The organism is Staphylococcus sp. HMSC055A09, from assembly GCF_001809655.1.
Lineage (GTDB): Bacteria > Bacillota > Bacilli > Staphylococcales > Staphylococcaceae > Staphylococcus > Staphylococcus capitis.
This window is the reverse complement of sequence record NZ_KV798364.1, coordinates 14,007-39,195: the sequence shown is the minus strand read 5'-3', so window position 1 is coordinate 39,195 and position 25,189 is coordinate 14,007. Positions and strand designations below refer to the sequence as shown.

General features: G+C 31.8%; 22 protein-coding genes. 14 read left to right on the top strand and 8 right to left on the bottom strand.

From position 1 onward, the window contains the following. Positions 1 to 565: 565 nt before the first annotated feature. Positions 566 to 934 carry a YbgA family protein gene (locus HMPREF2642_RS03445; protein WP_049428388.1) on the bottom strand — a complete coding sequence of 123 codons (369 nt, stop codon included), beginning with the start codon at positions 932 to 934 and terminating at the stop codon, positions 566 to 568. Positions 935 to 1,099: 165 nt separating this feature from the next. On the opposite strand from HMPREF2642_RS03445, the gene HMPREF2642_RS03440 reads away from it, so the two are divergent. Beyond that, entirely contained in the window at positions 1,100 to 2,542 is a 1,443-nt protein-coding gene (locus tag HMPREF2642_RS03440; RefSeq protein ID WP_070597667.1) for a sucrose-specific PTS transporter subunit IIBC, read from the top strand. A 62-nt stretch (positions 2,543 to 2,604) separates the two neighbouring features. On the opposite strand, the gene HMPREF2642_RS03435 is transcribed toward HMPREF2642_RS03440, so the two are convergent. Next, entirely contained in the window at positions 2,605 to 3,552 is a 948-nt protein-coding gene (locus tag HMPREF2642_RS03435) for a magnesium transporter CorA family protein (protein WP_002432912.1), read from the bottom strand. A gap of 70 nt (positions 3,553 to 3,622) precedes the next feature. Continuing rightward, positions 3,623 to 4,234: a TetR/AcrR family transcriptional regulator gene (locus HMPREF2642_RS03430; RefSeq protein ID WP_023351218.1), complete on the bottom strand. Its 612-nt coding sequence runs from the start codon at positions 4,232 to 4,234 to the stop codon at positions 3,623 to 3,625. A gap of 162 nt (positions 4,235 to 4,396) precedes the next feature. On the opposite strand from HMPREF2642_RS03430, the gene HMPREF2642_RS03425 reads away from it, so the two are divergent. The 6 genes from HMPREF2642_RS03425 to HMPREF2642_RS03400 all read left to right on the top strand — a co-directional run bounded on the left by HMPREF2642_RS03425 (position 4,397) and on the right by HMPREF2642_RS03400 (position 9,954). Then, entirely contained in the window at positions 4,397 to 5,674 is a 1,278-nt protein-coding gene (locus tag HMPREF2642_RS03425) for a YhgE/Pip domain-containing protein (protein WP_030062329.1), read from the top strand. 247 nt (positions 5,675 to 5,921) lie between these two features. Next, positions 5,922 to 7,172 carry a copper resistance CopC/CopD family protein gene (locus tag HMPREF2642_RS03420; RefSeq protein WP_070597666.1) on the top strand — a complete coding sequence of 417 codons (1,251 nt, stop codon included), beginning with the start codon at positions 5,922 to 5,924 and terminating at the stop codon, positions 7,170 to 7,172. An 11-nt stretch (positions 7,173 to 7,183) separates the two neighbouring features. Further along, positions 7,184 to 7,780: a YcnI family protein gene (locus HMPREF2642_RS03415; RefSeq protein WP_037550230.1), complete on the top strand. Its 597-nt coding sequence runs from the start codon at positions 7,184 to 7,186 to the stop codon at positions 7,778 to 7,780. Between the two features lie 133 nt (positions 7,781 to 7,913). Next, on the top strand, positions 7,914 to 8,330 hold the full coding sequence (locus tag HMPREF2642_RS03410) for a DUF2871 domain-containing protein (protein WP_002432207.1): 417 nt from the start codon (positions 7,914 to 7,916) through the stop codon (positions 8,328 to 8,330). A gap of 163 nt (positions 8,331 to 8,493) precedes the next feature. Then, positions 8,494 to 9,528 carry an NAD(P)/FAD-dependent oxidoreductase gene (locus tag HMPREF2642_RS03405; protein WP_070597665.1) on the top strand — a complete coding sequence of 345 codons (1,035 nt, stop codon included), beginning with the start codon at positions 8,494 to 8,496 and terminating at the stop codon, positions 9,526 to 9,528. A 24-nt stretch (positions 9,529 to 9,552) separates the two neighbouring features. Next, positions 9,553 to 9,954 carry a GNAT family N-acetyltransferase gene (locus HMPREF2642_RS03400; protein WP_049428377.1) on the top strand — a complete coding sequence of 134 codons (402 nt, stop codon included), beginning with the start codon at positions 9,553 to 9,555 and terminating at the stop codon, positions 9,952 to 9,954. Between the two features lie 55 nt (positions 9,955 to 10,009). Here the strand turns inward: HMPREF2642_RS03400 and HMPREF2642_RS03395 are convergent, their stop codons facing one another. Next, entirely contained in the window at positions 10,010 to 11,008 is a 999-nt protein-coding gene (locus HMPREF2642_RS03395; protein ID WP_070597664.1) for an acrylyl-CoA reductase family protein, read from the bottom strand. 307 nt (positions 11,009 to 11,315) lie between these two features. Here HMPREF2642_RS03395 and efeO point away from each other — a divergent pair, with 307 nt between their 5' ends. Genes efeO through HMPREF2642_RS03380 form a run of 3 tightly spaced genes read left to right on the top strand, consistent with a single transcriptional unit; the run spans position 11,316 to position 15,092 of the window. Further along, positions 11,316 to 12,170, top strand: a complete 855-nt coding sequence (gene efeO, locus HMPREF2642_RS03390) for an iron uptake system protein EfeO (RefSeq protein ID WP_002453899.1) — start codon at positions 11,316 to 11,318, stop codon at positions 12,168 to 12,170. Beyond that, entirely contained in the window at positions 12,167 to 13,393 is a 1,227-nt protein-coding gene (efeB, locus tag HMPREF2642_RS03385) for an iron uptake transporter deferrochelatase/peroxidase subunit (protein WP_002432933.1), read from the top strand. The genes efeO and efeB overlap by 4 nt, the downstream gene beginning before the upstream one ends. Then, positions 13,374 to 15,092: an FTR1 family iron permease gene (locus HMPREF2642_RS03380; RefSeq protein WP_049428368.1), complete on the top strand. Its 1,719-nt coding sequence runs from the start codon at positions 13,374 to 13,376 to the stop codon at positions 15,090 to 15,092. The genes efeB and HMPREF2642_RS03380 overlap by 20 nt, the downstream gene beginning before the upstream one ends. 24 nt (positions 15,093 to 15,116) lie before the next feature. On the opposite strand, the gene tatC is transcribed toward HMPREF2642_RS03380, so the two are convergent. Both tatC and tatA read right to left on the bottom strand, forming a co-directional pair. Next, positions 15,117 to 15,896: a twin-arginine translocase subunit TatC gene (gene tatC / locus HMPREF2642_RS03375; protein ID WP_049428366.1), complete on the bottom strand. Its 780-nt coding sequence runs from the start codon at positions 15,894 to 15,896 to the stop codon at positions 15,117 to 15,119. Next, entirely contained in the window at positions 15,835 to 16,056 is a 222-nt protein-coding gene (gene tatA / locus HMPREF2642_RS03370) for a twin-arginine translocase TatA/TatE family subunit (RefSeq protein WP_002432296.1), read from the bottom strand. The genes tatC and tatA overlap by 62 nt, the downstream gene beginning before the upstream one ends. A gap of 162 nt (positions 16,057 to 16,218) precedes the next feature. Here tatA and HMPREF2642_RS03365 point away from each other — a divergent pair, with 162 nt between their 5' ends. From HMPREF2642_RS03365 to HMPREF2642_RS03355, 3 genes are all read left to right on the top strand, one after another. Next, positions 16,219 to 16,737: a GNAT family N-acetyltransferase gene (locus tag HMPREF2642_RS03365; RefSeq protein ID WP_049428364.1), complete on the top strand. Its 519-nt coding sequence runs from the start codon at positions 16,219 to 16,221 to the stop codon at positions 16,735 to 16,737. A gap of 399 nt (positions 16,738 to 17,136) precedes the next feature. Further along, positions 17,137 to 19,305 carry a bifunctional glycosyltransferase/CDP-glycerol:glycerophosphate glycerophosphotransferase gene (locus HMPREF2642_RS11390; protein WP_083300170.1) on the top strand — a complete coding sequence of 723 codons (2,169 nt, stop codon included), beginning with the start codon at positions 17,137 to 17,139 and terminating at the stop codon, positions 19,303 to 19,305. 324 nt (positions 19,306 to 19,629) lie between these two features. Next, positions 19,630 to 20,226 carry a hypothetical protein gene (locus HMPREF2642_RS03355; protein WP_049428362.1) on the top strand — a complete coding sequence of 199 codons (597 nt, stop codon included), beginning with the start codon at positions 19,630 to 19,632 and terminating at the stop codon, positions 20,224 to 20,226. A 55-nt stretch (positions 20,227 to 20,281) separates the two neighbouring features. On the opposite strand, the gene HMPREF2642_RS03350 is transcribed toward HMPREF2642_RS03355, so the two are convergent. Further along, entirely contained in the window at positions 20,282 to 21,961 is a 1,680-nt protein-coding gene (locus HMPREF2642_RS03350) for a CDP-glycerol glycerophosphotransferase family protein (protein WP_070597663.1), read from the bottom strand. Between the two features lie 351 nt (positions 21,962 to 22,312). Here HMPREF2642_RS03350 and HMPREF2642_RS03345 point away from each other — a divergent pair, with 351 nt between their 5' ends. Further along, the gene (locus HMPREF2642_RS03345; protein WP_070597662.1) at positions 22,313 to 23,914 is read left to right on the top strand and encodes an L-lactate permease; all 1,602 of its coding nucleotides are present in this window, start codon (positions 22,313 to 22,315) and stop codon (positions 23,912 to 23,914) included. A gap of 54 nt (positions 23,915 to 23,968) precedes the next feature. Here the strand turns inward: HMPREF2642_RS03345 and HMPREF2642_RS03340 are convergent, their stop codons facing one another. Further along, the gene (locus HMPREF2642_RS03340) at positions 23,969 to 25,114 is read right to left on the bottom strand and encodes a glycosyltransferase family 4 protein (RefSeq protein ID WP_049428356.1); all 1,146 of its coding nucleotides are present in this window, start codon (positions 25,112 to 25,114) and stop codon (positions 23,969 to 23,971) included. Positions 25,115 to 25,189: the final 75 nt, after the last annotated feature.

The window sequence follows — 25,189 nt, the reverse complement described above, 5'->3', positions numbered from 1 at the left end:
GTTATACTTAATAATTTTCTCGAAACTTATTCATCAACCAACTCAAGTTAAGTCATCTAGAAAGAAATGACACCATGGAATAAGAAGAATGCATAACATCGAAGAATAAGATCAACAAGAATAAAATTCATTCTTCTCAAACATCAGGAATCAACATCAAGACTAATTAATGTTAAGACAAATTATTGAAACACATGAAATACTTACTATTTCAACAACAGGAATCAACATCTATGCACATTAAAGTATAATCGATCAACAACAATTGTTTAGTAGCAACAATTAGAAGATTTTTAATTAAAATTACTCTCCCCCGAAGTACTATTAAATTAAAGAAATATATTTCGTGTAGTGTCATGGTAAAGTTTTATATTTTATTAATTATCAGCTTAATGTTTTAATTATTCGAATGACATAGCTATAAGGCAAGATATTCCATTAGTGTTTTATTAACAAGCCTTAATGCTATTACAGTGTGAAACAACTTAGACAATTACTCTTTTTAGAAATAATATAACACGTACATTATTGCGAAAGACTTAGGTGTTTTCACCTAGGTCTTTTTTTAATTTAGTACTGTACTTTCTTGAAGGTATTTAATGTCATACTTATTAGCAAGTTGACTCAAATAACTTAGTAGGGCGTCCAATTCAATTTGATGATTCATAAAGTCATCCTTTAACATCAATGCCTTATGTTTTTCATTATCAGTTGCTATATTTTTAAAATAACCCCACATGTGTTCATAGGCATTAATTATTGAGCCAGTTGTTGGAGAATGATTAATTGCTTCATTAATTTGAAATTGTACTTCTTCAAGAGAGGGTGATTCTTTTAGCAGTGCTCTAATTTTGTTATAGGCATTTTGAACATGTAGTAATACGCGATATTTCTCTTCTCGCCAAAGCTTTTCTATTTTTCCACGTTCTTTCATTAAATTATTCACCTCATCTTATATTATTAAGGTTACCCAGAAGTTAAGTTTCTAAATTAATATTATTACTAATAAACGATTGATGAGCTATTGCGTAAAAGTTTGGAACCGGTTACAATAAAGTTAAATAAATGGAACCGGTTTCTAAATAAGGAGGCTTATTTAATGAGCTATAAGAAATCTGCTGAAGATATATTACAAGCAATAGGTGGGGAAGAAAACCTTGATGCTATTGCACATTGTGCTACAAGATTAAGATTAGTTCTTAATGATGAAAGCAAAGTAGATGAAGAAACGCTAAATAATATGGATGTAGTAAAGGGAACTTTCTCAACTGGGAGACAGTATCAAATCATTATTGGATCTGGGACTGTTAACAAAGTATTTAATGAATTAGAGAAAATTACTGGTAAAGAGGCATCAACGACATCAGATGTTAAAGATAAGTCGACTAAAAATATGAATCCTTTACAAAAATTTGTGAAAATGTTGTCTGATATATTTGTTCCTATTATTCCAGCAATTGTAGCTGGTGGTTTATTGATGGGATTGAATAACATTCTAACTGCCAAAGATTTGTTCTATAAAGGACAATCATTCATTGATGTTCACAGTCAATTCGCTGGCTTGGCTGAAATGATAAACGTCTTTGCAAATGCACCATTTACTTTACTTCCTATTTTAATAGGATTTAGTGCAGCTAAACGTTTTGGGGGTAATCCTTTCTTAGGTGCCGCACTAGGCATGATATTAGTTCATCCTAGTTTAATGAGCGCTTATGATTTTCCTAAAGCAGTGGAAGCAGGGAAAGCTATTCCCCATTGGGATATTTTTGGATTACATATTAATCAGGTGGGCTATCAAGGACAAGTGCTTCCCATGTTAGTTGCTGCGTATATTTTAGCTACAATTGAAAAGTGGCTACGTAAAGTGATACCGACTGTTTTGGATAATTTACTGACACCATTGTTATCTATATTTGTTACAGCTTTTATCACATTTTTATTCGTTGGACCTATTACACGTCAATTAGGATATTGGTTATCAGATGGACTAACTTGGTTGTATGATTTTGGTGGGGCTATAGGAGGTCTCATATTCGGCTTACTTTATGCACCAATTGTAATTACTGGCATGCATCATAGCTTCATCGCAGTTGAAACGACCTTGATTGCTGACGCCACCAAAACAGGAGGTTCGTTCATCTTTCCAATTGCTACTATGTCTAATGTTGCTCAAGGTGGTGCAGCCATTGCAGCATTCTTTATAATTAAACATAATAAAAAACTAAAAGGTGTGGCATCTGCAGCTGGAATTTCTGCATTATTAGGTATTACGGAACCAGCGATGTTTGGTGTCAATCTTAAATTAAGATATCCATTTATAGGTGCTGTTGTGGGATCTGGATTAGGTTCAGCTTATATTTCATTTTTCAAAGTGAAAGCTATTGCACTGGGTACTGCAGGTTTACCAGGATTTATATCTATTAATCCAGCGCATGCAGGTTGGTTACACTATCTCATAGGTATGATGATTGCCTTTATTGTGTCAATCGTTGTTACATTTGTTTTATCGAAAAGAAAGACCTATAAAGCTGCAGCTAAATAATTAAAAAGTCCCGCTTGAATTTAAAATCAAATTCAAGTGGGACTTTTTATATAAAATATGATTTAAAGCTTTTGTTTACGCCATAAATAGATACTCACTATTGCAACAAGTATCAATGATATACCTACAACGATTACCCATGAAACATAACTATGGTCGTCTATAGGTAATGGTACGTTCATACCGAAGAAACTAAACACGAGCGTAGGAAGAGTAAGTAATACAGTAAACAGTGTTAATGTCTTCATTATTGTATTCATGTCGTTAGATAGTAATGAAGCATAAGATGTTGTAATACTTTCAAGGATACGTTGATGTAATTCGGTTGTTTCAATAGCTTGATTATTTTCGATTACTAAGTCTTCAAGTAATTCTTCATCTTCTTCAAAGCGTTTGATTGCAGGTAAACGAAATAGTTTTTTAATAATTGTATCATTACCTTTTAATGCCGCTAAGAAATAAACTAAGCTTTTTTCAACTTCCATAAGTTTAAATAATTGTTTGTTAGTAATGTTATTCTTTAAATCTTTCTCGATACGAATTCGCGATTTATTTAATAATCTTAAATTTCTATTATAGTGATTTGCAATTGTTAATAAAATTTCAAGTGCAAAGCGACTATGAAATTTTAAATTAATATCATCTTGTCTTGCAAAATTTTCAAGAAATTCATTTTCGGCATCACAAACGGTCATGATAATGCCATTACCTATAATGATACCTAGTGGAATAGTAACAAACGAAAGTACGCGACGGTTTGTAGAGTTGACAATAGGTAAGTCGATAATAATGAGTGAATAGCCAGTATCTTCGTCATATTCTATACGTGCACTTTCTTCAGAATCTAATGGGTCACGGATAAAGTCCTCTGGAATGTTGTAGAATTCCATTAATTCTTCAATTTCTTCACGTTCAGGTTCAACAACGTTAATCCAAGACGCGCTATGATCCACTTTAGTTTCAATGATTTCATTTGAATTTATACTTTCATGTTTATAAGCAGTAATCATAACTATAATTCCTTTCAAAGTCTTCTATATTCAATTTGATTAACAGTTAGATAGTATTTGAACGATTAAGTTAGGCATGATTCATTTTATATTTATATTCTGCCATAATTCGTAATGGTCCATTATAAACAATTTTATAAATATGATGTGTTAATTCATCAACTGAAATACGATTTGGGTCTAAAACCCAATATTTAATAGTATTTATTGTAGCGCCTGCGACATAGCTATGAAAATACATCTCTGGTATACCATCTATTTCATGATTAATACTCATATATCGATTCATATTTTGTTTAATTAATAAACTTATTTTCTCTTCAAGTTTACTTCGACGATCTAACTGTAGAATGATTTGATAAAAATCTAAATTATCATCTATATGTTGAAGGATTTTAGTAAGAACTCTATCTATAAAGAGTTCTGAAATAGCTTCAACAGTGTCCCCATCTATTTGATTAAAATCCGTTAGATGAGCTAGCTCTGAAATACACTCATCTTCCATATCTGAAAGCAACATATATTTATCTTCATAATGTAAATAGAAGGTTCCTCTATTCACATCAGCTTCAGTTGTAATATCTCTAATCGTAATTTTATCGAGCTCTTTGTATTGTAATAATGTTGTAAATGCTTTCTTAATGGAAGATTTTGTCTTTCTTATTCGCCTATCTTCTTTCAATTAAATATAACCTCCCAATGATTTAATAGACAATTTACAACAAAGTGTTCAATAACAGACGTATTTTATTAAATTGATTATTGTTAAATTGTTCTTACCTATTATAATAGACAACGTAAAAAATATTCAACACATTGTTCAATAAAAAAAGGAGGTCAATTCATGAATATCTTTAAAAGCAAATTATTATGGTTAGCACCAATTGCTGCGATTTTAATCTTAGTTATTTTTTCACTAGCATTTTATCCAGCATTTAATCCAAAACCTAAAGATTTACCAATTGCCATCGTCAATAATGATGAAGGTACAACTATTCAAAGTAATAAAGTTGATATTGGTAAGAAAATAGAAGATAAATTATTAGATAGTGATTCAGATAAAATTAAATGGGTTAAAGTTGATAAAGAATCTGATTTGAAAAAAGGATTCGATAATGAGAAATATTATGGGGCAGTTGTATTTGAAAAAGACTTTTCAAAAAATGCAATGAGTAAAACTCAAAAAGTTGTTATGGATAGTAAAAAGTCAGAGATGAAAGAAAAAGTTGAATCTGGTGAAATTCCAGCACAACAAGCTCAAAAAATGAAAGAAAAAATGGGTAATCAAAGTGTTGATGTAAAACAAGCAAAACTTAAAACGATTGTAAGCCAAGGTTCAAATTTACAAGCATCAAACATTGTTACAAATGTACTATCAGGTGTCGGACAAAACTTAAATAAACAAATTACTAAACAAAGTTTATCTACACTTCAAAAACAGAACGTAGATGTAAGTCCTAAAGATATCCAAGGCATTACTAATCCAGTTAAAGTTGATGATCACAAAGTAAATAAAGTTAAAGATCATCAAGGTGGCGGTAATGCACCATTCTTAATGTTTATGCCAGTTTGGATGGGCTCAATGATTACTTCAGTGTTATTATTCTATGCGTTTAGAACTAGTAATAACTTTGCGATACAACATAGAATTATTGCATCTGTAGGACAAATGGTAACTGCAGTACTTGCAGCTTTCCTAGGCAGCTTTGCATATGTGTACTTTATGAAAGGTGTATTAGGATTCCATTTCGATCATCCTAATAGAGTTGCTTTGTTCATTGCTCTAGCAATAATGGGATTTGTTGGATTAATACTAGGAATTATGGTTTGGTTAGGTATGAAATCTCTACCTATCTTCATCTTACTCATGTTCTTCAGTATGCAAATGGTTACTTTACCAAAACAAATGCTCCCAGAAGGATATCAAAAATGGGCTTATGGATGGAATCCATTTACACACTACACTACTACACTCAAAGAGCTTATTTATATGAATAAAGCAATTGAGTTAAACAGTACAGTTTGGATGCTAATTGGCTTTATGATTTTCGGTATCATTTCAAGTTTAATCGCAGCAATAGTTAGAAAACATAGTACTAAACGTACTGAAATACCTTCATAATATGAATTAAACAGCGTTAGTTTATAATGAGCTAACGTTGTTTATTTAGTAGTTGATAAAGAAGAGTTGCTTCCAGAAGTATAATTTTAAAAGACAAGTTTAAGAGACGTTAGAGGATAAGGTTTCTTACTTGTCTTCTTTTTTGTCGAAATAGTGAAAAATTAGAATTGTTATTGTTAAGTGGAAATGTAAGCTATATTATTGGGAACAGGGCAAAATTTAAAAGCACTTATATGGGGAGGTTTCAATGTTAGTACATAGTAAAATGACAAAGTACATGATTGCATTGATAGTTATAATATTAATGACATTGGTTCCAGCCTTTCAGCAACAAGCTTCTGCACATGCAACTTTAGAAAAAACAACACCGCAAGATAGAGGAGTTGTTAAAGATAAACCAGAAGACATACAGCTGGAATATAATGAGCCAGTCAATGCAAAGTATTCAAATATAACTTTATATAATGATAAAGGTAAAAAAATAAGTGAAGTTAAACCTACAACTTCAGGATGGTCAAAAACTTTAGAATTTCCTGGAGATCAAATTGCTAAAGGGACAAATACAGTTGAATGGCATGCGATTTCAGCAGATGGTCATGAAGTGAGTAATAAATTTGAGTTTTCAGTAGGCAAGGTGACTGCTAAAAATGTTGATACCTCTGATTCTTTTTATGAACAACCAAGCTTTTGGTTTGGTGTATTTAGATACCTTACAGAAGGTGCAACGATTATTTTAGTTGGCTTGTTCTGGATGAATGGTATTGCTAAACGTCGAGGATTAAAGCAATTTAACATATTACCTAAACAGGTCGGTGTCGCATGGATAATGGGGATGTCGATTCTTATGTCGATACTCGTTTATATGATGACACTCACATCAGATGTGTTAAACGATATTTTATCTTTTAAAGCTAACGTCATTATGCAATTTCCATATATCATTAGTTCAATTGCGCTTATTGTATTATTTATATTAATGGTTCTTAAAGATATGGAAAAATTATGGTACTGGCTTGTGTCGTTTGCAATGATATTAGCTGTAGCAATGTCTGGTCATGCGTGGTCACAACATGTGCCACTTTGGTCTATAGTAATTAGAACGCTACATTTAGCAGGAATGACACTATGGTTAGGCGCGTTAGTCTATCTGATTTGTTACGCTAAAAATGGACGTGGCAATCAATTAACAAATGTTAGACATATGCTTTTGAAAACGAATATTACAGCGGTAGCTATATTGATAATTTCTGGTGTCCTGATGGCTATTGATGAAACGAATGTCTTAGCTATATGGAATAATATACAAGCTTGGACAGTATTTATCATTATTAAAGTGATTGGTACATTAATCATGATGATTTTAGGATTTTACCAAACATACCGTGCTTTAGGTAAAAGAAATCATGTAAACAAAGTAACTCTATTTACAGAACTTATTATCGGCATTATTTTAATTTTTGCCGGTGTGATGATGAGTCAAATTAATATCCCAAGTTAAGGAGGAAAATCATGTTACGCAAATTGATATCAATGACAATTGTTTTATTTTTTGCGATTGGATGTTTTAAATACGCCGATGCGCACGTGACACTTAATCCCAACCAAAGTGAACCAGGATCTTATGACAAATATGATGTGAGGGTTCCAGTTGAGCAAGATAATAACACTGTCAAAGTTGAATTGAATGTCCCTAAAGGTGTCAACGTAGCAAACGTTGCACCTGTTGAAGGATTTAAACATCAATTTAAAAAAGATAAGAAAGGCAATATCACAAAAATTACATGGAAAGCTACTGGTAAAGGAATAGGACCTAACGAGTTTATAGAATTTCCGATTGTAGCAGCTAATCCTGAAGATGAGGGCACATTTAAATGGAAAGCATATCAAACGTATGATAACGGTGATGTTGTAAAATGGACTGGTAAAGAAAATAGCGAACATCCTGCTCCAACTACTACTGTGAAAAAAGGTGCAAGTTCAAATGGTAATAAATCTGAAGCATCTACTTCAAATGGTGGAGGCTCAATCGCTTTATGGATTGTGTCCATCTTTGCAATAATTATTTCATTAGTTGCTCTATTTAAACATGCACGTAATAAAAAATAAAGAGCTCAAAAATTCCTAAAAAGTTTACTTTATCTTTTTAGGAATTTTTTGTAATCATCTCTATTCTTCGTGATTTTGTCACTTTAATATTTAGTAATATGTTCTATAATATAACCGTGAGGGAGGATTCATCATGCGTAGATTACTATATTCTTTTTTATTCTATATGATTATAGGACTATTAAGTGGTTTCTATTACAGAGAATTAACTAAAGCGCATCATTTTACGGGTGATACACAATTAGCATTAGTACATACTCATACACTTATACTCGGAATGTTTATGTTCTTACTTTTATTACCACTTGAAAAGGTATTTAAATTAAGTAGTTATTATTTATTTAATTGGTTCTTTATCGTCTATCATTTAGGTGTCATAGTGACAATAGGCATGATGACTTATAAAGGTACTTTACAAGTGATTGGTGCAAAATATTCACCAGAAGCTTTAGCAGGCTTTGCTGGTATAGGTCATACGGGAATGCTAGCAGGACTGTTATTATTATTCTTTTTACTTAGACAAGCAATTATTACTGAACCTAAGGATTAATTTTAACTCGTGAGTTTTTAATGACTCACGAGTTTTTTATGTAGTGCTAATATGAATATCTTCAATACGCATTTCACATATAGTATAATATTGATGAAATAAATGATAATAATTATCACTGGGAATTAATTTATATGCTTTACATATTACAGGAGGAAGCAATATGAAAGACGTTACGATTATAGGTGGCGGTCCAGCTGGCTTGTTTGCAAGTTTCTACTCTGGGTTGAGAGGGATGTCAGTTAGAATCATTGATGTGCAAGATAAGTTAGGTGGTAAAATGCAAATTTATCCGGAGAAAATTATTTGGGACATTGGTGGTGTTGCACCTAAACCGTGCTACCAGATTATAGAAGATATGATTGAACAAGGTTTACATTTTAATCCTAAAGTAAATTTAAATGAACGTGTTACTGATATACGTAAAGTTTCAGAAAGACATTTTGAAATTGAAACAAGTGAAGGGCACATTTATGAATCCAAAGCAGTTATTTTCGCTATTGGAGGAGGAATCATTAATCCAAAACCGCTTGATATTAAAGGTGCAGAACGTTATCAACTTACCAATCTTCACTATGTCGTTCAGTCATTTTCAAAATTTAGAGATAAAGATGTCCTTATTTCTGGCGGAGGAAATACTGCATTAGATTGGGCGCGAGATATTGCGAAAATTGCCAAAAGCGTAACGGTGATTTATCGAAAATCAGAAACAAGTGGTTATGAAGCTATGAATGGGATTCTTAAAGAACTTGGTGTACAATTACTGCCAAACACTAAAATTAAACAACTTATTGGAAATGACAATGATACACGTATTCATCAAGTGAAACTGGAGAATGTTGAGAGCGGTAAAATCGAAACTCAAGCTTTTGATGAAGTCATAATTAGTCATGGCTTTGATCATGAGAATCCATTACTCAAAGATTGTACATCACAATTTGAACTTTATGATGAATACCGAGTTAAAGGCTTTGGGAATACGACTACTAGTATAGAGGGTATTTACGCATGTGGCGATATCGTGCACCATGATGCTAAAGTACATTTAATTGCGAGCGCATTCAGTGATGCTGGTAATGCTGCTAATTTAGCTAAGACGTACATCGAACCTCATGCAGCAACTGAAGGTTATGTATCAAGTCATAACGATATCTTTAAGGAATCAAACAAAGATATTGTGAACCAATATCTATACTAAGTTTATTGAAAGGATAGCATAGTGATGGTAGAAATTAATTTTGAAGCACCTAAAGTTCAAGAATACTGTGATTTAAGACTCAACGCTGGTATGAGTCCTAAGTCAATTGAAGCTGCTGAAAAGGGGTTACCCAATGCCTGTTTCAATGTCACTATTTATGATGACAATAAGCTCATTGGTATGGGGCGTGTTATAGGAGATGGTGGTACTGCTTTTCAGATTGTAGATATCGCAGTAAATAAAGAATACCAAGGTTTGGGACATGGGCGTACTATAATGGAAGAAATTATGAAGTATATTGATCGAGTGGCTGAAAAAGGAACATATATAAGTTTAATGGCAGATTATCCAGCTGATAAACTTTATGAAAAGTTTGGGTTCATAAGTACCGAGCCATATTCAAAAGGAATGTATATCAAGTATTAAAGATTTGAGCGCGAGTAGACTATGAGGTGTACTCGCGCTCTTTTTCTTATATTAATTATTTTGAAGCATTAAAATCTATTATAATGCGACCAGTATTTTCATGGTTAATCACTTTATCAATAGCTTGAGGAAGTTCATCAAAAGAAATGACATGCTTAATATCATGAAGTTGATTTGGTTTTAAATCTCTTGCTAATCTTCTCCATACACGACGACGTAACTTGATTGGTGTGAAAACTGAATCAATGCCAATAATACTTACACCTCTTAAGATAAATGGGAAAATCGAACTTTCAAACTCATTGCCACCAGTCATACCAATTACTGCTACACTGCCATTATTATCTAAACGTTTAACAATATAAGGTAAATTTTGACCACCGACAGTGTCAATGGCTGCTTGCCAAGTGCGTGATGCCAATGCTTTTTCATCATTATCTGGTAGGCGATTGATTACTTCAGTAGCACCAAGTTCTTTTAAATCAGCGTCAACATTCTTTCGTCCGGTACTAGCTATCACGTCATATCCCAGATTCTCTAACATAAGCATAGCAAGTGTGCCAACGCCACCTGTTGCTCCTCTTACTAAAACTTCTTTTCCTTCAATAGTCATGCCAGCTTTTTCTAATTTTTCAATAGCTAAGCCAGCTGTATATCCAGCAGTTCCATAAATCATAGCTTCTTCTAGAGTAAGTCCCTCTGGTAAGTTAATAACCCACTCTGATTTCACACGTGCGTATTCACTGAAACCACCATAATGACTTACACCTAAGTCATAGCTTGTAACAATGACTTCATCTCCAACTTCTAATCCAGGTGCATTCGTTTCTTCAATAGTACCAGCCAAATCAATACCAGGCACCATAGGATAACTTTTTACAATTGCATTGTTATCTTGTGTAGCCAAAGCGTCTTTATAATTAATTCCAGAATAGTGAACCTTAATGAGAACGTCACCTTCAGGTAAATCCTCTTTACTTATCTTTTTAAAATCATGAGAAACGTTACCTTTGTCGTCTTGATCAACTATAAATGCTTGAAACTTTTCTACCATAGTATAGCCACTCCTATAAGTATCTTTTTAAATTCTAAAAATTATAGTAATCGTCAACTCTAAATTCCCTTATTCATAGTTTACCCAGTCATTTTATTTTTAAAAATAAATAACACATAAATGTCTCCTAAATTCTTTAAAATTTAAAAGGATTTTTAGATAAAAAATCAAAAGAGTTGTTATTGACACAAATATCACCCACGAATATAATATTCTTGATAATGATTATCAATTGAGAACTTTAACTCCAACTCGATGTGAGTCACAATAGGTTAATCATTTATTTATCAATCTATGAGGTGAAGTAATGAAAAAGTTACCGGTTATTTTATTAGCATCAACGTTAATGTTAGCAGCATGTGGAAACGACAATAATAGTAAAGATAGTTCAAGTTCAACAAATAATAGTAGTGGTGGTAATAAAAAGGAATTAAATGAAGCTACTAAGAAGTATGAAAAGTACACAGATAAGCAACTCGATCAATTCTTAAAAGGTACGCAACAATTCGTTGATGCAATTAAAGATAACAATATGCAAAAGGCTAAAGAATTATATCCTAAGGTACGTATGTATTATGAACGTTCAGAACCAGTTGCCGAGGCTTTCGGTGATTTAGATCCTAAGATTGACGCTCGTTTAGCAGATATGAAAGAAGAAAAAAAAGAAGATCAATGGACTGGATATCATAAAATTGAAAAACAACTTTATCAAGATAATAAAATTGACAGTACAACTAAAAAGGATGCTGATCAATTGTTAAAAGATGCTAAAGAATTACATGCAAAAGCTGATACATTAGATATTACACCTAAATTAATGCTTCAAGGATCAGTAGATTTATTAAATGAAGTTTCAACATCTAAAATTACAGGTGAAGAAGAAATTTATTCTCATACTGATTTGTACGACTTTAAAGCTAATATTGAAGGCGCGCAAAAAATATATGAGTTATTTAAACCTACTCTAGAGAAAAAAGATAAAAAGTTAAGTTCAAATATTCAAAAGAACTTTGACAAGGTAAATAAATTACTTGATAAATATAAAGACGGTGATGGTTATAAATCTTATAATGATGTAACTAAGAAAGATAGAAAAGCATTGGCTGATGCTGTAAATGCTTTAGGTGAACCATTAAGTAAGATGGCTGTGGTTACAGAATGAGTAAACTAGACAAAGACCAATCATCACAAATGTCACGCCGTTCATTTCTAAAAATGTTAGGCATAGGTGGCGCTGGTGTAGTCATTGGTGCAAGTGGAGTAGGAAGTATATTCTCTTTTAAATCAATGTTTGATACACCAGAAGATGAAGAGAAAGATGCATATGAGTTTTATGGCAAAGTTCAAGCCGGTATTACTACACCCACACAACGCTCAATTAACTTTGTAGCTTTAGATTTAAAATCGAAAGATAAAGCTGCAATCAAAGATATGTTCAAACAGTGGACGAAAATGGCAGCGCAGATGACGGACGGAGATTCTGTCGGTAAAGAGAGTAGTAACCCATTATTACCACCTGTTGATACTGGTGAAGCAATTGGCTTAAGTGCGAGTAAATTAACGCTTACGTTCGGAGTAAGTAAATCTTTCTTGAAAAAGATTGGTATGAAAGACAAGATACCGAAAGATTATAAAGATTTACCACATTTCCCTAATGATCAATTATCGGATGATTTTAGTGATGGAGATATCATGATTCAAGCATGTTCAATGGATGATCAAGTTACTTTCCATGCTATCCATAACTTAATAAGACCATTTAGAGATATTGTACAAGTTAAATGGTCTCAAACAGGTTTTGTTTCAGGACAACTTCATGAAACGCCACGTAACTTAATGGCATTTAAAGATGGGACTGTTAACCCTCGCCATACTGACGAGTACAAGGATTATGTATTTATTGATGACGGTTGGGCTAAAAATGGTACATATTGTATTATTCGACGCATACAGATTCATATTGAAACATGGGACCGCACTGCACTCGAAGAACAAGAAGCGACGTTTGGACGTAAACGAATCTCTGGTGCTCCGCTAACTGGTAAGAAAGAATTTGATGAAATGGATCTCGGTGCAAAGGATAGTAGTGGAGAGTATGTAATTCCTGCAGATGCTCATGCACGTTTAGCGCATGAAGCGAAGACGTCCATTAAACGTCGTGCTTATAACTACACTGCAGGAACAAATGACAAAACTGGAGCTTTAGAAACAGGGTTATTATTTATTAGTTTCCAAAAGGCGACTCAACAATTTATTGATATTCAAAACCATTTAGGTCATAAAGATAAATTAAATGAATACATTACACATCGTGCCTCCGCAACATTTATCGTATTACCTGGTGTGAAAAAGGGAGGATACCTCGGTGAAACACTATTCGATTAAGATACTTATCGTCTTAATTCTAATATTAAGTTTATTTAAAATAGCACCAGTACATGCTGAAAATGCCTCAATGAGTGAAGTATATGTTTCAATTACGGATGCTAAATCAACGATTAGTGATAATTCAAAAAAGGATAGCGATAAGAAAAAAGCTATCAAGCAAGTTAGAAAAGAAATTAATGCTTTAAAAGTAAAAGATAATAAAGAAGGTAAAGCAGTCAAGAATAAACTGAAGGAAGTTGAAAGTGCTAAAACTTCAGATGATCAAGCTGATAAGTTATCAGACTTAACTAAAGCATTAATTACATATGAAAATACACAAAGTTCTAAAGATGCATCAGGTCAAATTAAAGAATTAAAGCAAGCAGTAGACGCCAAAGATGAACCTATTCAAAAAGCGATTAAAAATAAAAATCGTTCAGAACTCGAATCCATTAATAATAGTTTGAACCAAATTTGGACTAGTCATGAAACTGTCATTCGTAATTACGATGAAGGGAAATATGGGACGATTGAAGTGAATTTAATGCAACTTCGTGTAGCCATACAAAAGGAACCATTAGATCCAAAGAAAGTTAAGAACGCTTGGGATACGTTCAAATCAAGTATAGATACTGTGGACCAAAAACAATCATCAGAAGAAAATGGTAAGTACAAAGTGTCACAATTGAATGATGAGTTAGATAAGGCGATAACTGGTATCAATAAAAATGATTTAAAACAAACGGATGCGGCTTTATCTAAATTTATTCAAATTTGGCCATATGTCGAAGGTAAAATTCAAACTAAGAATAATAGCTTATATACAACTATTGAAGATAAAATACCTTATTATCAAAGTATTTTAGATGACAGCAACAAAGAGCGTGTCAAAGACGGTTTAAAAGAGATCAATAATGATATTAAAGATACGGTTGGAACAGGAGATTATACTTTCGTTGATGTAATGGTAATCTTCTTACGTGAAGGCTTAGAAGTACTATTAATCGTCATGACCTTAACAACCATGACCCGCAAGGTGAAAGACCATAAAGGTACATCTAGTGTGATAGGTGGTGCACTCTTAGGATTAGTATTAAGTATAGCGTTAGCAGTTGTTTTGATTTCAACAATTGGCAATAATGGTATTATTCGTGAGGGTATGGAAGCGGTACTTGGTATCGTAGCCGTTATTTTAATGTATGTGGTTGGTGTGTGGATGCATAATCGATCAAGTGCAAAACGTTGGAATAAAATGATTCAGTCGATGTACCAAAATGCAATTAGTAACGGTAACCTTGTTTTATTGGGAACAATCGGCTTGATATCAGTACTTCGTGAAGGTGTTGAAGTTATCATATTCTATATGGGTATGATTGGTAGTATTAAAACGCAAGACTTTATAATAGGAATAGTAATAGCGATTGTAATTTTAATCATCTTCGCTTTACTATTTAGATTTATTGTCAAGTTAATTCCAGTTCACTATATATTTCGAGTGCTTTCAATACTAATCTTCATTATGACATTTAAAATGTTAGGTGTAAGTATCCAAAAAGCTCAATTACTAGGTTGGATACCTCAACATAGTATCGAAGGTTTGCCTACAGTGAGTTGGATTGGTTTCTATCCTAGTGTCGAAACAATAGTAGCTCAAATCATTTTAGTTATTTTAATACTATTATTTGTATTTAAACAACGTAAAAAGAATCAACAATAAAGAAAAATCACAAATGAGACTCATTTAGAGTTCATTTGTGATTTTTTGTTTTCTATAAGTGAATTTTGCGATAAACATGCTGATTTCAAATAAGAGAATTAATGGAAGTGTTAATGCTAAGTTTAATATTAAATCAGGTGGTGCGATAATACTTGCTACTACAAAACAAGCAAAGTAAACATATTTTCTATAATGACCTAACTGATTAACATCTATAAGTCCAAAATGAGCTAATCCCATAAATAATATAGGTAATTGGAATATAAATCCAAAAACGAGGAGCCATCTAATTAGCTCTCCTAGGTATGCTTTAAATCCAATAACTTGGTCTATATTGAGCATATGAGATAGTTTTTCAGAGAAATTAATAATCATTGGAAAGCCAACAAAAAATGCGAAGGCTACTCCTATAATGAATAATAAAGCACAGAAAAAACTATATTTATAAATAAATTGTCGCTCATAAACATGTAGGCCTGGTGCTATAAAAGACCATAGCTGATAGAAAATAATAGGTACAATTAAACATATTGCTACTGTGAAAATAATCATTACATAAATTTGTATCGTTTCGGTAAACGAGAAGGTATGTAAAGTAACATGTGCTCGTTTAATATATTTTATAAAAGGTTGCATCCACCAATGTGATGAAATATAAACTAAGAAGACTGAAACGATAAGTGCGATCAATACAATGACAAGCCTGTGACGTAACTCTCCAAAATGCTCTAATAGTGAAGAACTATTTTGATTGTTCTCGCTGTGATTTAGAAGCTTTACTGGGAGTCTCGTGTGAATCTTCATCAATATGTTCTGCTGCGGATTTAAATTCTTTTAACGTTGAACCAACAGCTCTTCCAAATTGTGGTAATTTTGTAGGTCCAAAAATAATTAATGCGATAATTGCGATTACGACTAAACTTGTAGGACCAGTGATACCTACGACAAACATATTTTCAAACATATAATAACCTCACTCTATTTTTTAAACAATTTTCATCTATAACTTTATACTCATTGATAAAGATTATCAATAGAAAAATGATAGTATTATAAAACAAAAAAGCGTGACTCGTCCGATAAAATAAGTTAAAGTAGTTTAAACGACAAAAAGGGGTTGTTTGGTATGAGTGAGAGTATCCGTGAGGTAAGAAGTGATGAAGTTGAAATATTACAGGATATAGCTAAGAGAACTTTTTATCATACATTTAAATCGTCTTATGATGATAGAGATTTTAATAAATTTTTTGAAGAGGCGTATAACATTAATCAATTATCTCGTGAACTTCAAGAGAAAGATTCATTTCACTATTTTTTTAGAGATGAACAAAAAGTAGTAGGATATTTAAAATTAAATATTAATCATGCCCAAACAGAAAAAAAGGGAGAAGATTATTTAGAAATTCAACGAATCTATTTCGATGAGGCATATCAAGGTGGCGGGAGAGGTAAAAAATTCATTGACTTGGCTGTCAAAAAAGCAAAGGAATATCATAAAACTAAGATTTGGCTTGGTGTATGGGAGCACAACCCACAAGCACTTCGATTTTATGAAAAAAGAGGGTTTGTCGTTACAGGTTCACATGAATTTTATACTGGTGATGTCGTAGATAAAGATTTAATTATGGAAAAAAGTTTAATTTAAAATATACCAAAAAGTATATAAAATTAGAACGTTGAACTTGTTATTATTAGCGTAGGTATTAAAAATTAGATATAATTATCACGTTAAATTTTTATGAATTTTACGTAAAATTTTAGTAAAAGCAAGGCGTTGATTTTATTATAACTAGTAATCATTATCGTCAATGTTTCAGTTGCTATGATGACAGTTAATCATTGAATTAAAATGTGTTTATGATAATCGTACATTTTATTTTAATGAGTATACTAGTTTTAATTATCCTAAGCATTTCACTTATGAAGAATTAAATACGTAATACAAAGTGAAAGAGGAATTACAAATATTAGATTTATAAAATCTAATAGCATGTCTGCCAAATCACGTTATATTCATATAGAGTTATTAGAAAGGACGTATAACATGAGTACACTGACAATTATTGTCACATATTACAACTCAGAAGAGTACATAAAAAGTTGTATTGAAAGTATTAAACAACAGAGAACTCAAGATTTTGAAGTGATTATCGTTAATGATGGTTCTACTGACAATAGTGAACAATTAATGAATGAAGCTTTAAAAGATTATGATAAAGATATTAATTATATCAAATTAGAGAGTAATCAAGGACATGCACATGCACGTAATGTTGCTCTAGAACAAGTGGAAACACCTTATTTTATGTTTCTTGATTCAGATGACGTTTTAGCCTCATATGCAATCACATTTTATCTAGATAAATTTAATTATACTGATGGCTTGATAGCGCCTATTCATTCATTTACACTTCAACGTCCTCAATACGTTGATTTAGATCGTGTTAGAGTTGAGTATTACAATGCTGACGCGAACGTTAATTCATTTTTAAGAAAGCAAACAGCTTGTAATATAATATTCCGAACTGCAATCGTCAAAGCACATCATCTGAAATTCAACGAAGATTTAAGTATTTATACTGATTGGTCATTTACGCTTGAATATATGAAGTATGTTAATAAGTTTATGCGTATTTTTAACTTCCCGTTCTACTTCCGTGGAGAAGTTTACGATCCTTTTGAAACAGTAACGTTAAGTGAGCAAAGTTTTGATGTTCTTTTTGAAGAATATGTAAAGAGCTTCTATGATGCTTTAGAACGTACTTCGAATAAAATGACGCGAACATTTATTATTAATAAAATGGAAAATAGAATTTCCCGTGATTTTGATCCAACTCATTATGATATTAAAGCGAGATACGAGGCTCACAAAGATACACTTGTTGAATTAGCACAATATCTTAACGTCCAACTAGTTAAACATCAAAAACTTATCAATATCATAGAAACGGTTTTATTGATGAATCAAGATACAGAGAATGCTTTTAAAGTGAACCAATTTAGAAAGACATTGCGTCATGTTAAAAATGTCTTACTCAGAAGAAAAAATAAAGATCGTTCTATATATGAACTTACTGATAAAGAAGAAAATGTTAATCAAGGAACGATTGTTTTCGAGGCATTTGGTGGTAAAAATTATAGTGATAGTCCGAAATATATATATGAATATATGCAAAAATACTATCCAAATTACAATTATGTTTGGTCACTTAAAAAACCTGATAAGAGTGTAATTCCAGGTAATGCTAAAAAAGTGAAACGTGGTTCTGCTGAATACTATCAAGCATACTCTGAAGCAAGTCATTGGGTAACAAATGCACGTACACCGTTATATTTAAACAAAAAGGATAACCAAACTTATATTCAAACTTGGCACGGTACGCCATTAAAACGACTTGCAAATGATATGAAAGTCGTTCGTATGCCTGGTACAACAACTTCAAGATATAAACGAAACTTCAACCGTGAAACGTCACGTTGGGATTATTTAATTTCGCCTAATAGATATTCTTCAGAAATTTTCAGAAGTGCATTCTGGATGGATGAACCTAGAATATTAGAAATAGGCTATCCAAGAAACGATGTATTAGTGAATCGTGCAAACGATCAAGACTATATCGATGAAATCAAGACAAATCTTAACTTACCAAGTGATAAAAAAGTAATTATGTATGCTCCAACTTGGAGAGATGATGAATTTGTTAGTAAGGGTAAATATTTATTTGAGTTAAAAATTGATTTAGAAAATCTATACAATGAGCTAGGGGATGATTACGTTATCTTATTACGTATGCATTATCTTATCTCTAATGCTCTTGATCTAACAGGATATGAAAACTTTGCAGTTGATGTGTCTAATTATAACGATGTTTCAGAGTTATTCTTGGTAAGTGATTGTTTAATCACTGATTATTCATCTGTTATGTTTGATTATGGTATTTTAAAACGTCCTCAATTTTTCTTTGCATATGACATTGATAAATATGATAAAGGATTACGTGGATTCTACATGGACTATATGAAAGATTTACCAGGTCCAATTTATACTGAACCATATGTATTGGCTAAAAAACTCAAAGACTTAGATAAAGTTCAAGATGAATATCAAGACCAAATTGATGCTTTTTATGATAGATTCTGTTCAGTTGATGATGGTAAAGCTTCTCAATATATCGGAGAGCTTATTCACAAAGATATCGAAGAAAACAAGTAGAAATATAATATTTATATATAAGGCTGTGACTAATTTTATTGTCACAGTCTGTTTTGTATCTAAACTTAAGAAAATTCATTTGAAAGTTAAATCAATATATGGGACAGGTGTCTCGAAAGTAATTTGAAAATGTTTATTTGATACTAATTAGATGGGAGAGGACTTCTTATAGTCTGTATATAAATTTAATACTCAATTAATAAATATAGGGTATAATATTAATAAGGAATTAATATTATACTCTTTTTTTATGCTTTTTATAAAAATACGATGTTATAAAATGAGAGTAATGGTAGATAGATTCAAAAGCTGGAGGAGAGATTCATGAAGAGATTATTCGCAAGTATCACAGTTCTAACATTAATACTAGCAGCATGTTCTCATAGTGGAAGTGATGAAAATGAGAAAAATGATGATAGTTCGAAGAAGGAACAAAAAGAGAAAAAGTCTAAAACTGATTCAAAGGATAAGTCTAAAAATCATAAAGATAAAGACAGTACATCTAAATCTAGTAGTAATAATGAACTTTCGTCGTCTGATTCACAAACTGAAAATACTAATACATCAAAACAGCAACCTCAATCTAACCAAGATAATAGTAAAAATAAGGACTATGTTGCACCTTATCAAAGCAACCACGCGACACAGGTCGCTAGAAGCTTGTCTCCATTTAATGGAAATGAAGGTCAAGCACTACAACAACTTCCAAATTTTGAAACAGCACTAGATATAGCAAAGAATGAGGCAAACATGTTTGGTAACTCACATAAAAAATATAATGACTACTCACTCGAGGCTACTAATGATGGATTTAGATATGTATTTAGCTTTAAAGATGCCTCAAAAGACAATAGTTATTCAATAGTCACAGTGAATCGTCAAGGTCAACCAACACTTATAGATCCAAACTATCATCAATAGTATATAAATAACGCGTTCACTTAATTTAAAAGTGAGCGCGTTATTTAAGTAATTATCAATGTATTTGCTGAGCTATTAAATGACTAAGTTTGTCTAATGAATGATTTTGTCTATTAATATATTTACTATTTACATGTGGTATTGAATCAGAAATTAAATGATTTGTAAGTAATTCTGCATCTGTATACCATACTTCTTTTAAGCTATTGAGTACATCTTCATATACACCACGTTCTTCAACATATTGAGCATGATTTGGCGTATATAAACATACGTTTTTATTAAGAGTGAGTGCATCAAAAATAATAGAAGAGTAGTCGGTTAGAACAATATCAGCTATCATAATTAAATCTTGTGTTTCTACACTTTCAGGTGGGACAATCACGCCATCAGGAATGTAATTATCTTTACTTTCAACGTGCCCTTTGAATATTACATTATATTTATTGAGTAACTTATCAGATAAAGGTAGTATATCTTCTTCAGATGTATTTGATTTCCAAGTTGGGGCATACAACAGAACTGGCTTAGAGGTATCTAATTGTAACCCTTTGATAATTCTTTTTCTTAGGGTGAGATCTTGAGATTTATTTAATAAATAATTGACTCTTGGATAACCGATAGGTAGGATATCTAATTTATGACTCGGAAAAGCAGATTCAAAATATTTTACAACCTCTGTAGAATCAACGACAAGATAATCTTGATGGACCCATTTATTATATTTACGTGCTCGATAGTTATAAATGTTTAGATTTTGATGCGGTTCTTTACTATCTAAAAAGAGACGCTTAATAGGTGTTCCATGCCATAATTGAATGACCTTTCCATTAGGACGAACATCATCAGGTAGATAGCTTTCTATGATTACAACACTAGCAGTTTCAATGACTTCCTTTGCACTCTCATCATTAGGAGATATGAAATGTGGGCCAGTTCTATCATCAGTAATAAAATATGATTCTACTGTAGCGTTATGTTTTACAAAGTAATTAAATAGATACTTAGAATTTCCTCTATAATGATAATCAAAACCTAAAAATACGACATGTGATTTAATTTTAGAATCATCTTTATCATAAATATAACTAATTTCCTTATGTTTACGTAATGAATAATTTTTAATTGGATTTACGAGCCATCTTGGTGCTTTGAATTTAGTACTTAATAACACGGAATCAGAATAACGTATACTATCATGATCATTGAAAGGTACACGTGTGAAAGGGATTCTACGTTGATGTTCATATGCAATTTTATTAAGAAAGAATTGATCTCTATAATTTAATCCATTACGGTCAAAACTTCTCCAGAATACCTTGCTTGTTCGGAGGGAGTCTTTAAAATCAAGTGCCACATGTCCTTCTACAGCTACATGGCCCTTAAGAATAGTAAATAAAGCTAAGTCAAATATCGTTTCAACCTCAAATTTATTCAATATCTTAAGCACTGAATTGATTTCGTAAATAACATTAGGATATAAATTAATATTTTGTACCCAATCTTCAAAGTTAATATATGTTTTACCAAAGTATCTACAATCATTAAGATACGTATTATGTATTGTATAATCGACAACAAATGAAGTTGAAGGTAGCTCAATGGATTTTAACATTGATTGATGAATCTGAATTTCATTTGAATAGGGTACAAAATGTGTGTAACCCTCATGTAAAGCTTTTTCTAATAGTCCTTCCAACTTCTCCATATGTGAAATGTTTATTTGTTTTATCATTCGTTTTCCTTCTATCTATTAAACTTTTATTACTACTATTTTATCATGTGGCTCACTATAATTCATGAATTCAATGCTTAAAAATGACTTTCAATGTAATAAATCTAAAAACTTAGTACTATATTTTTTTTAGGAAAATATTAAACTTTGAGGTTTTGAAATCTTCTTGAATAAACTATAAAAAGTCTATTGTATTTTTAAAAGAAAGATGATATATTTTTCTTGTGAAAAAGTTCACAAATATTTGTGGGGATGACATACTAATTTTTATTTAATTTTTGTTAACTGTTTAAAATTAGTATGTTGCTAGTTAAATTCATAGAAAATTTTTTAGGAAAGAAGAGTCAAAATATGTTAGTACAAACATTTAATCCATTTGGTAATTTAATATTATCAAGTTTAGTAGCAGCAATACCTATCATTTTATTTTTACTATGTTTAACAGTTTTCAAAATGAAAGGAATTTATGCAGCGATAACTACACTTGTAGTGACATTGCTCATTGCAATTCCATTTTTCAAATTACCAGTGGGAATCGCTTCTGGTGCAGTTGTAGAAGGTTTCTTCCAAGGGGTGATACCTATTGGTTATATTGTAATGATGGCGGTATTACTTTATAAAATTACTTTAGAGTCTGGGCAATTTTCAACTATACAAGATAGTATAACAAGTATTTCTCAAGACCAACGTATTCAATTATTACTGATAGGATTTTCGTTTAATGCGTTCTTAGAGGGTGCTGCAGGTTTTGGGGTGCCAATTGCAATTTGTGCTTTATTATTATCACAACTTGGCTTTAAACCACTTCAAGCAGCAATGTTATGTTTAGTAGCTAATGCAGCGTCAGGTGCCTTTGGGGCAATAGGTATACCAGTTGGAGTGGTCGATACATTACATTTACCGGGAAATGTTACAGCTATGGGTGTTTCACAAACCGCAACACTGACATTAGCCATTATTAACTTCTTTATTCCGTTTTTATTAATTTTTATTATTGATGGCTTCCAAGGTATTAAAGAAACATTACCATCTATTTTAGTTGTTTCTGTCACTTATACAGTTTTACAAGCACTATTAACTGTATTCAATGGACCAGAGTTAGCAGATATTATTCCGCCACTTGCATCTATGCTAGCTTTAGCTTTATTTTCTAAAAAGTTCCAACCTAAACATATCTTTAGAATTCAAAAAGATGTTGAACCAGAACCAGTTAAACATCATAAAGGTAAGGAAATATTATATGCATGGAGCCCATTCGTTATTTTAACAATCATTGTCATGATATGGAGTTCTCCATCATTTAAAGGGTTATTCTTACCAAAAGGTAAATTATCATCACTTGTGTTTAACTTTAATCTACCAGGTACATTCAGTGATATAGCACACAAACCAATTGTATTATCACTTAATATTATTGGCCAAACAGGTACAGCTATTCTACTAACGATCGTTATTACTATATTGATGTCTAAGAAAGTAAACTTTGGAGATGCTGGTCGTTTATTTGGTGTCACTTTTAAAGAACTTTGGCTACCAGTCCTTACTATTTGCTTTATTCTGGCAATCTCAAAAATTACAACATATGGTGGATTAAGTAGTGCGATGGGTCAAGGTATTTCTAAAGCAGGTAGTGTCTTCCCAATCTTATCACCTATACTTGGATGGATTGGCGTATTCATGACAGGTTCCGTCGTCAACAACAACTCATTGTTTGCACCTATTCAAGCATCAGTTGCTCAACAAATAGGTACTAGTGGATCATTGCTTGTTGCTTCAAATACTGTAGGTGGTGTGGCAGCCAAACTCATCTCACCACAATCTATAGCGATTGCAACAGCTGCCGTTAAAGAGGTTGGTAAAGAATCTGAGTTACTTAAAATGACATTACGATACAGTATCGGTTTACTCGTATTCGTATGTTTATGGACATTCATCTTATCATTATTACTATAAAAAAATAACATCTCCAAGCCTTTAAAAGTTCTTAGTAGGCTTGGAGATGTTTAATTATTTGAACATATTCATAAAGTCTTCATATACTGAATCCGGGTGATATAATTTTAAGGTTTCTTTGGTATTTTGAATAATATGATCAAGTTCATTATAATTATGTGTTGTTAAATCAATTTGCTTGGCTAATTGTGATACATTTTCATACTCTACAAGATAACCATTATGGCCATTTTTTATAATAGCTTTAGGACCTACATTGCCTTTAAAACTAATAACTATATTATCCTGAAGCATCGCTTCTAAAATAATCATCCCAAAACCTTCATTACGTGAAGGTACAACAACAATTTTGCTTTGCGCTAATTTACTATTTAATTCTTGTGTAGACGCATTGATTTGAATAATATCGCTTAAGTTATATTGATCGATAAATTCTTGTAATTGTTGTTGTTCTTTTCCATCCCCATAAAGATGTACTTCATAGTTTAAACTTCTTAAATAATCTTGTATAAGTCTCACACTCTCAAGAAGTAAATCGAATCCTTTTTCATATTCTAAACGACCAGCGGCCAAGATAATATTTTTCTTCGGCGCAGCAATTTTTTTCTCAGTTACCATGTTTGGTACGACGTATACAGGAGTTTTAAGTCGAGATTGATAGTTTTTTTGATCACTTTCAGTTAATGTAGTGACTTTATTTAAGTTTCTATAGGCAGCAATAATTTCTCTTTGATATTGCTCAGGATGAGCATCAAAATTCATGTGTTCCATACCTATTTTGGTGATATGAGTTTTGGCATATTTTGAGATTAAAATATTGAAGCTCGCACGAGTACCAATTAATACATCTGAAGACACATTTTTGATGGCTTTAATCATTTTCTTTTCGACATAACTTGAAAACTGATTAAATCCTGGTTCATGTTGAGAAATTTTTTGCGGTTTTAAAAGTGGAGTGTAAGATTTTACACGATTAGCGACAATCGCTTTGAAATTTTTGGCTTTAAAACGATAGTCAACTAATACTTTAATATTAATATCTTTGTTTAATTTAAAATAGGGCGATTGAGCGCCTCTAAATACTGAGATGATTGTAACTGAGTGACCTTTTTTAGACAGAGTATTAGCGAGCTGGGAAATAGATTTTACTGTTCCACCCATAGCATATATATTATGCATGAAAAACGTGAACGATTTCATGTAAAACACCTCATTGTTTCTATAATCTTGTAGTTCATTATAACATTAGTCAGACTACTAAAGGTAATATGTTAG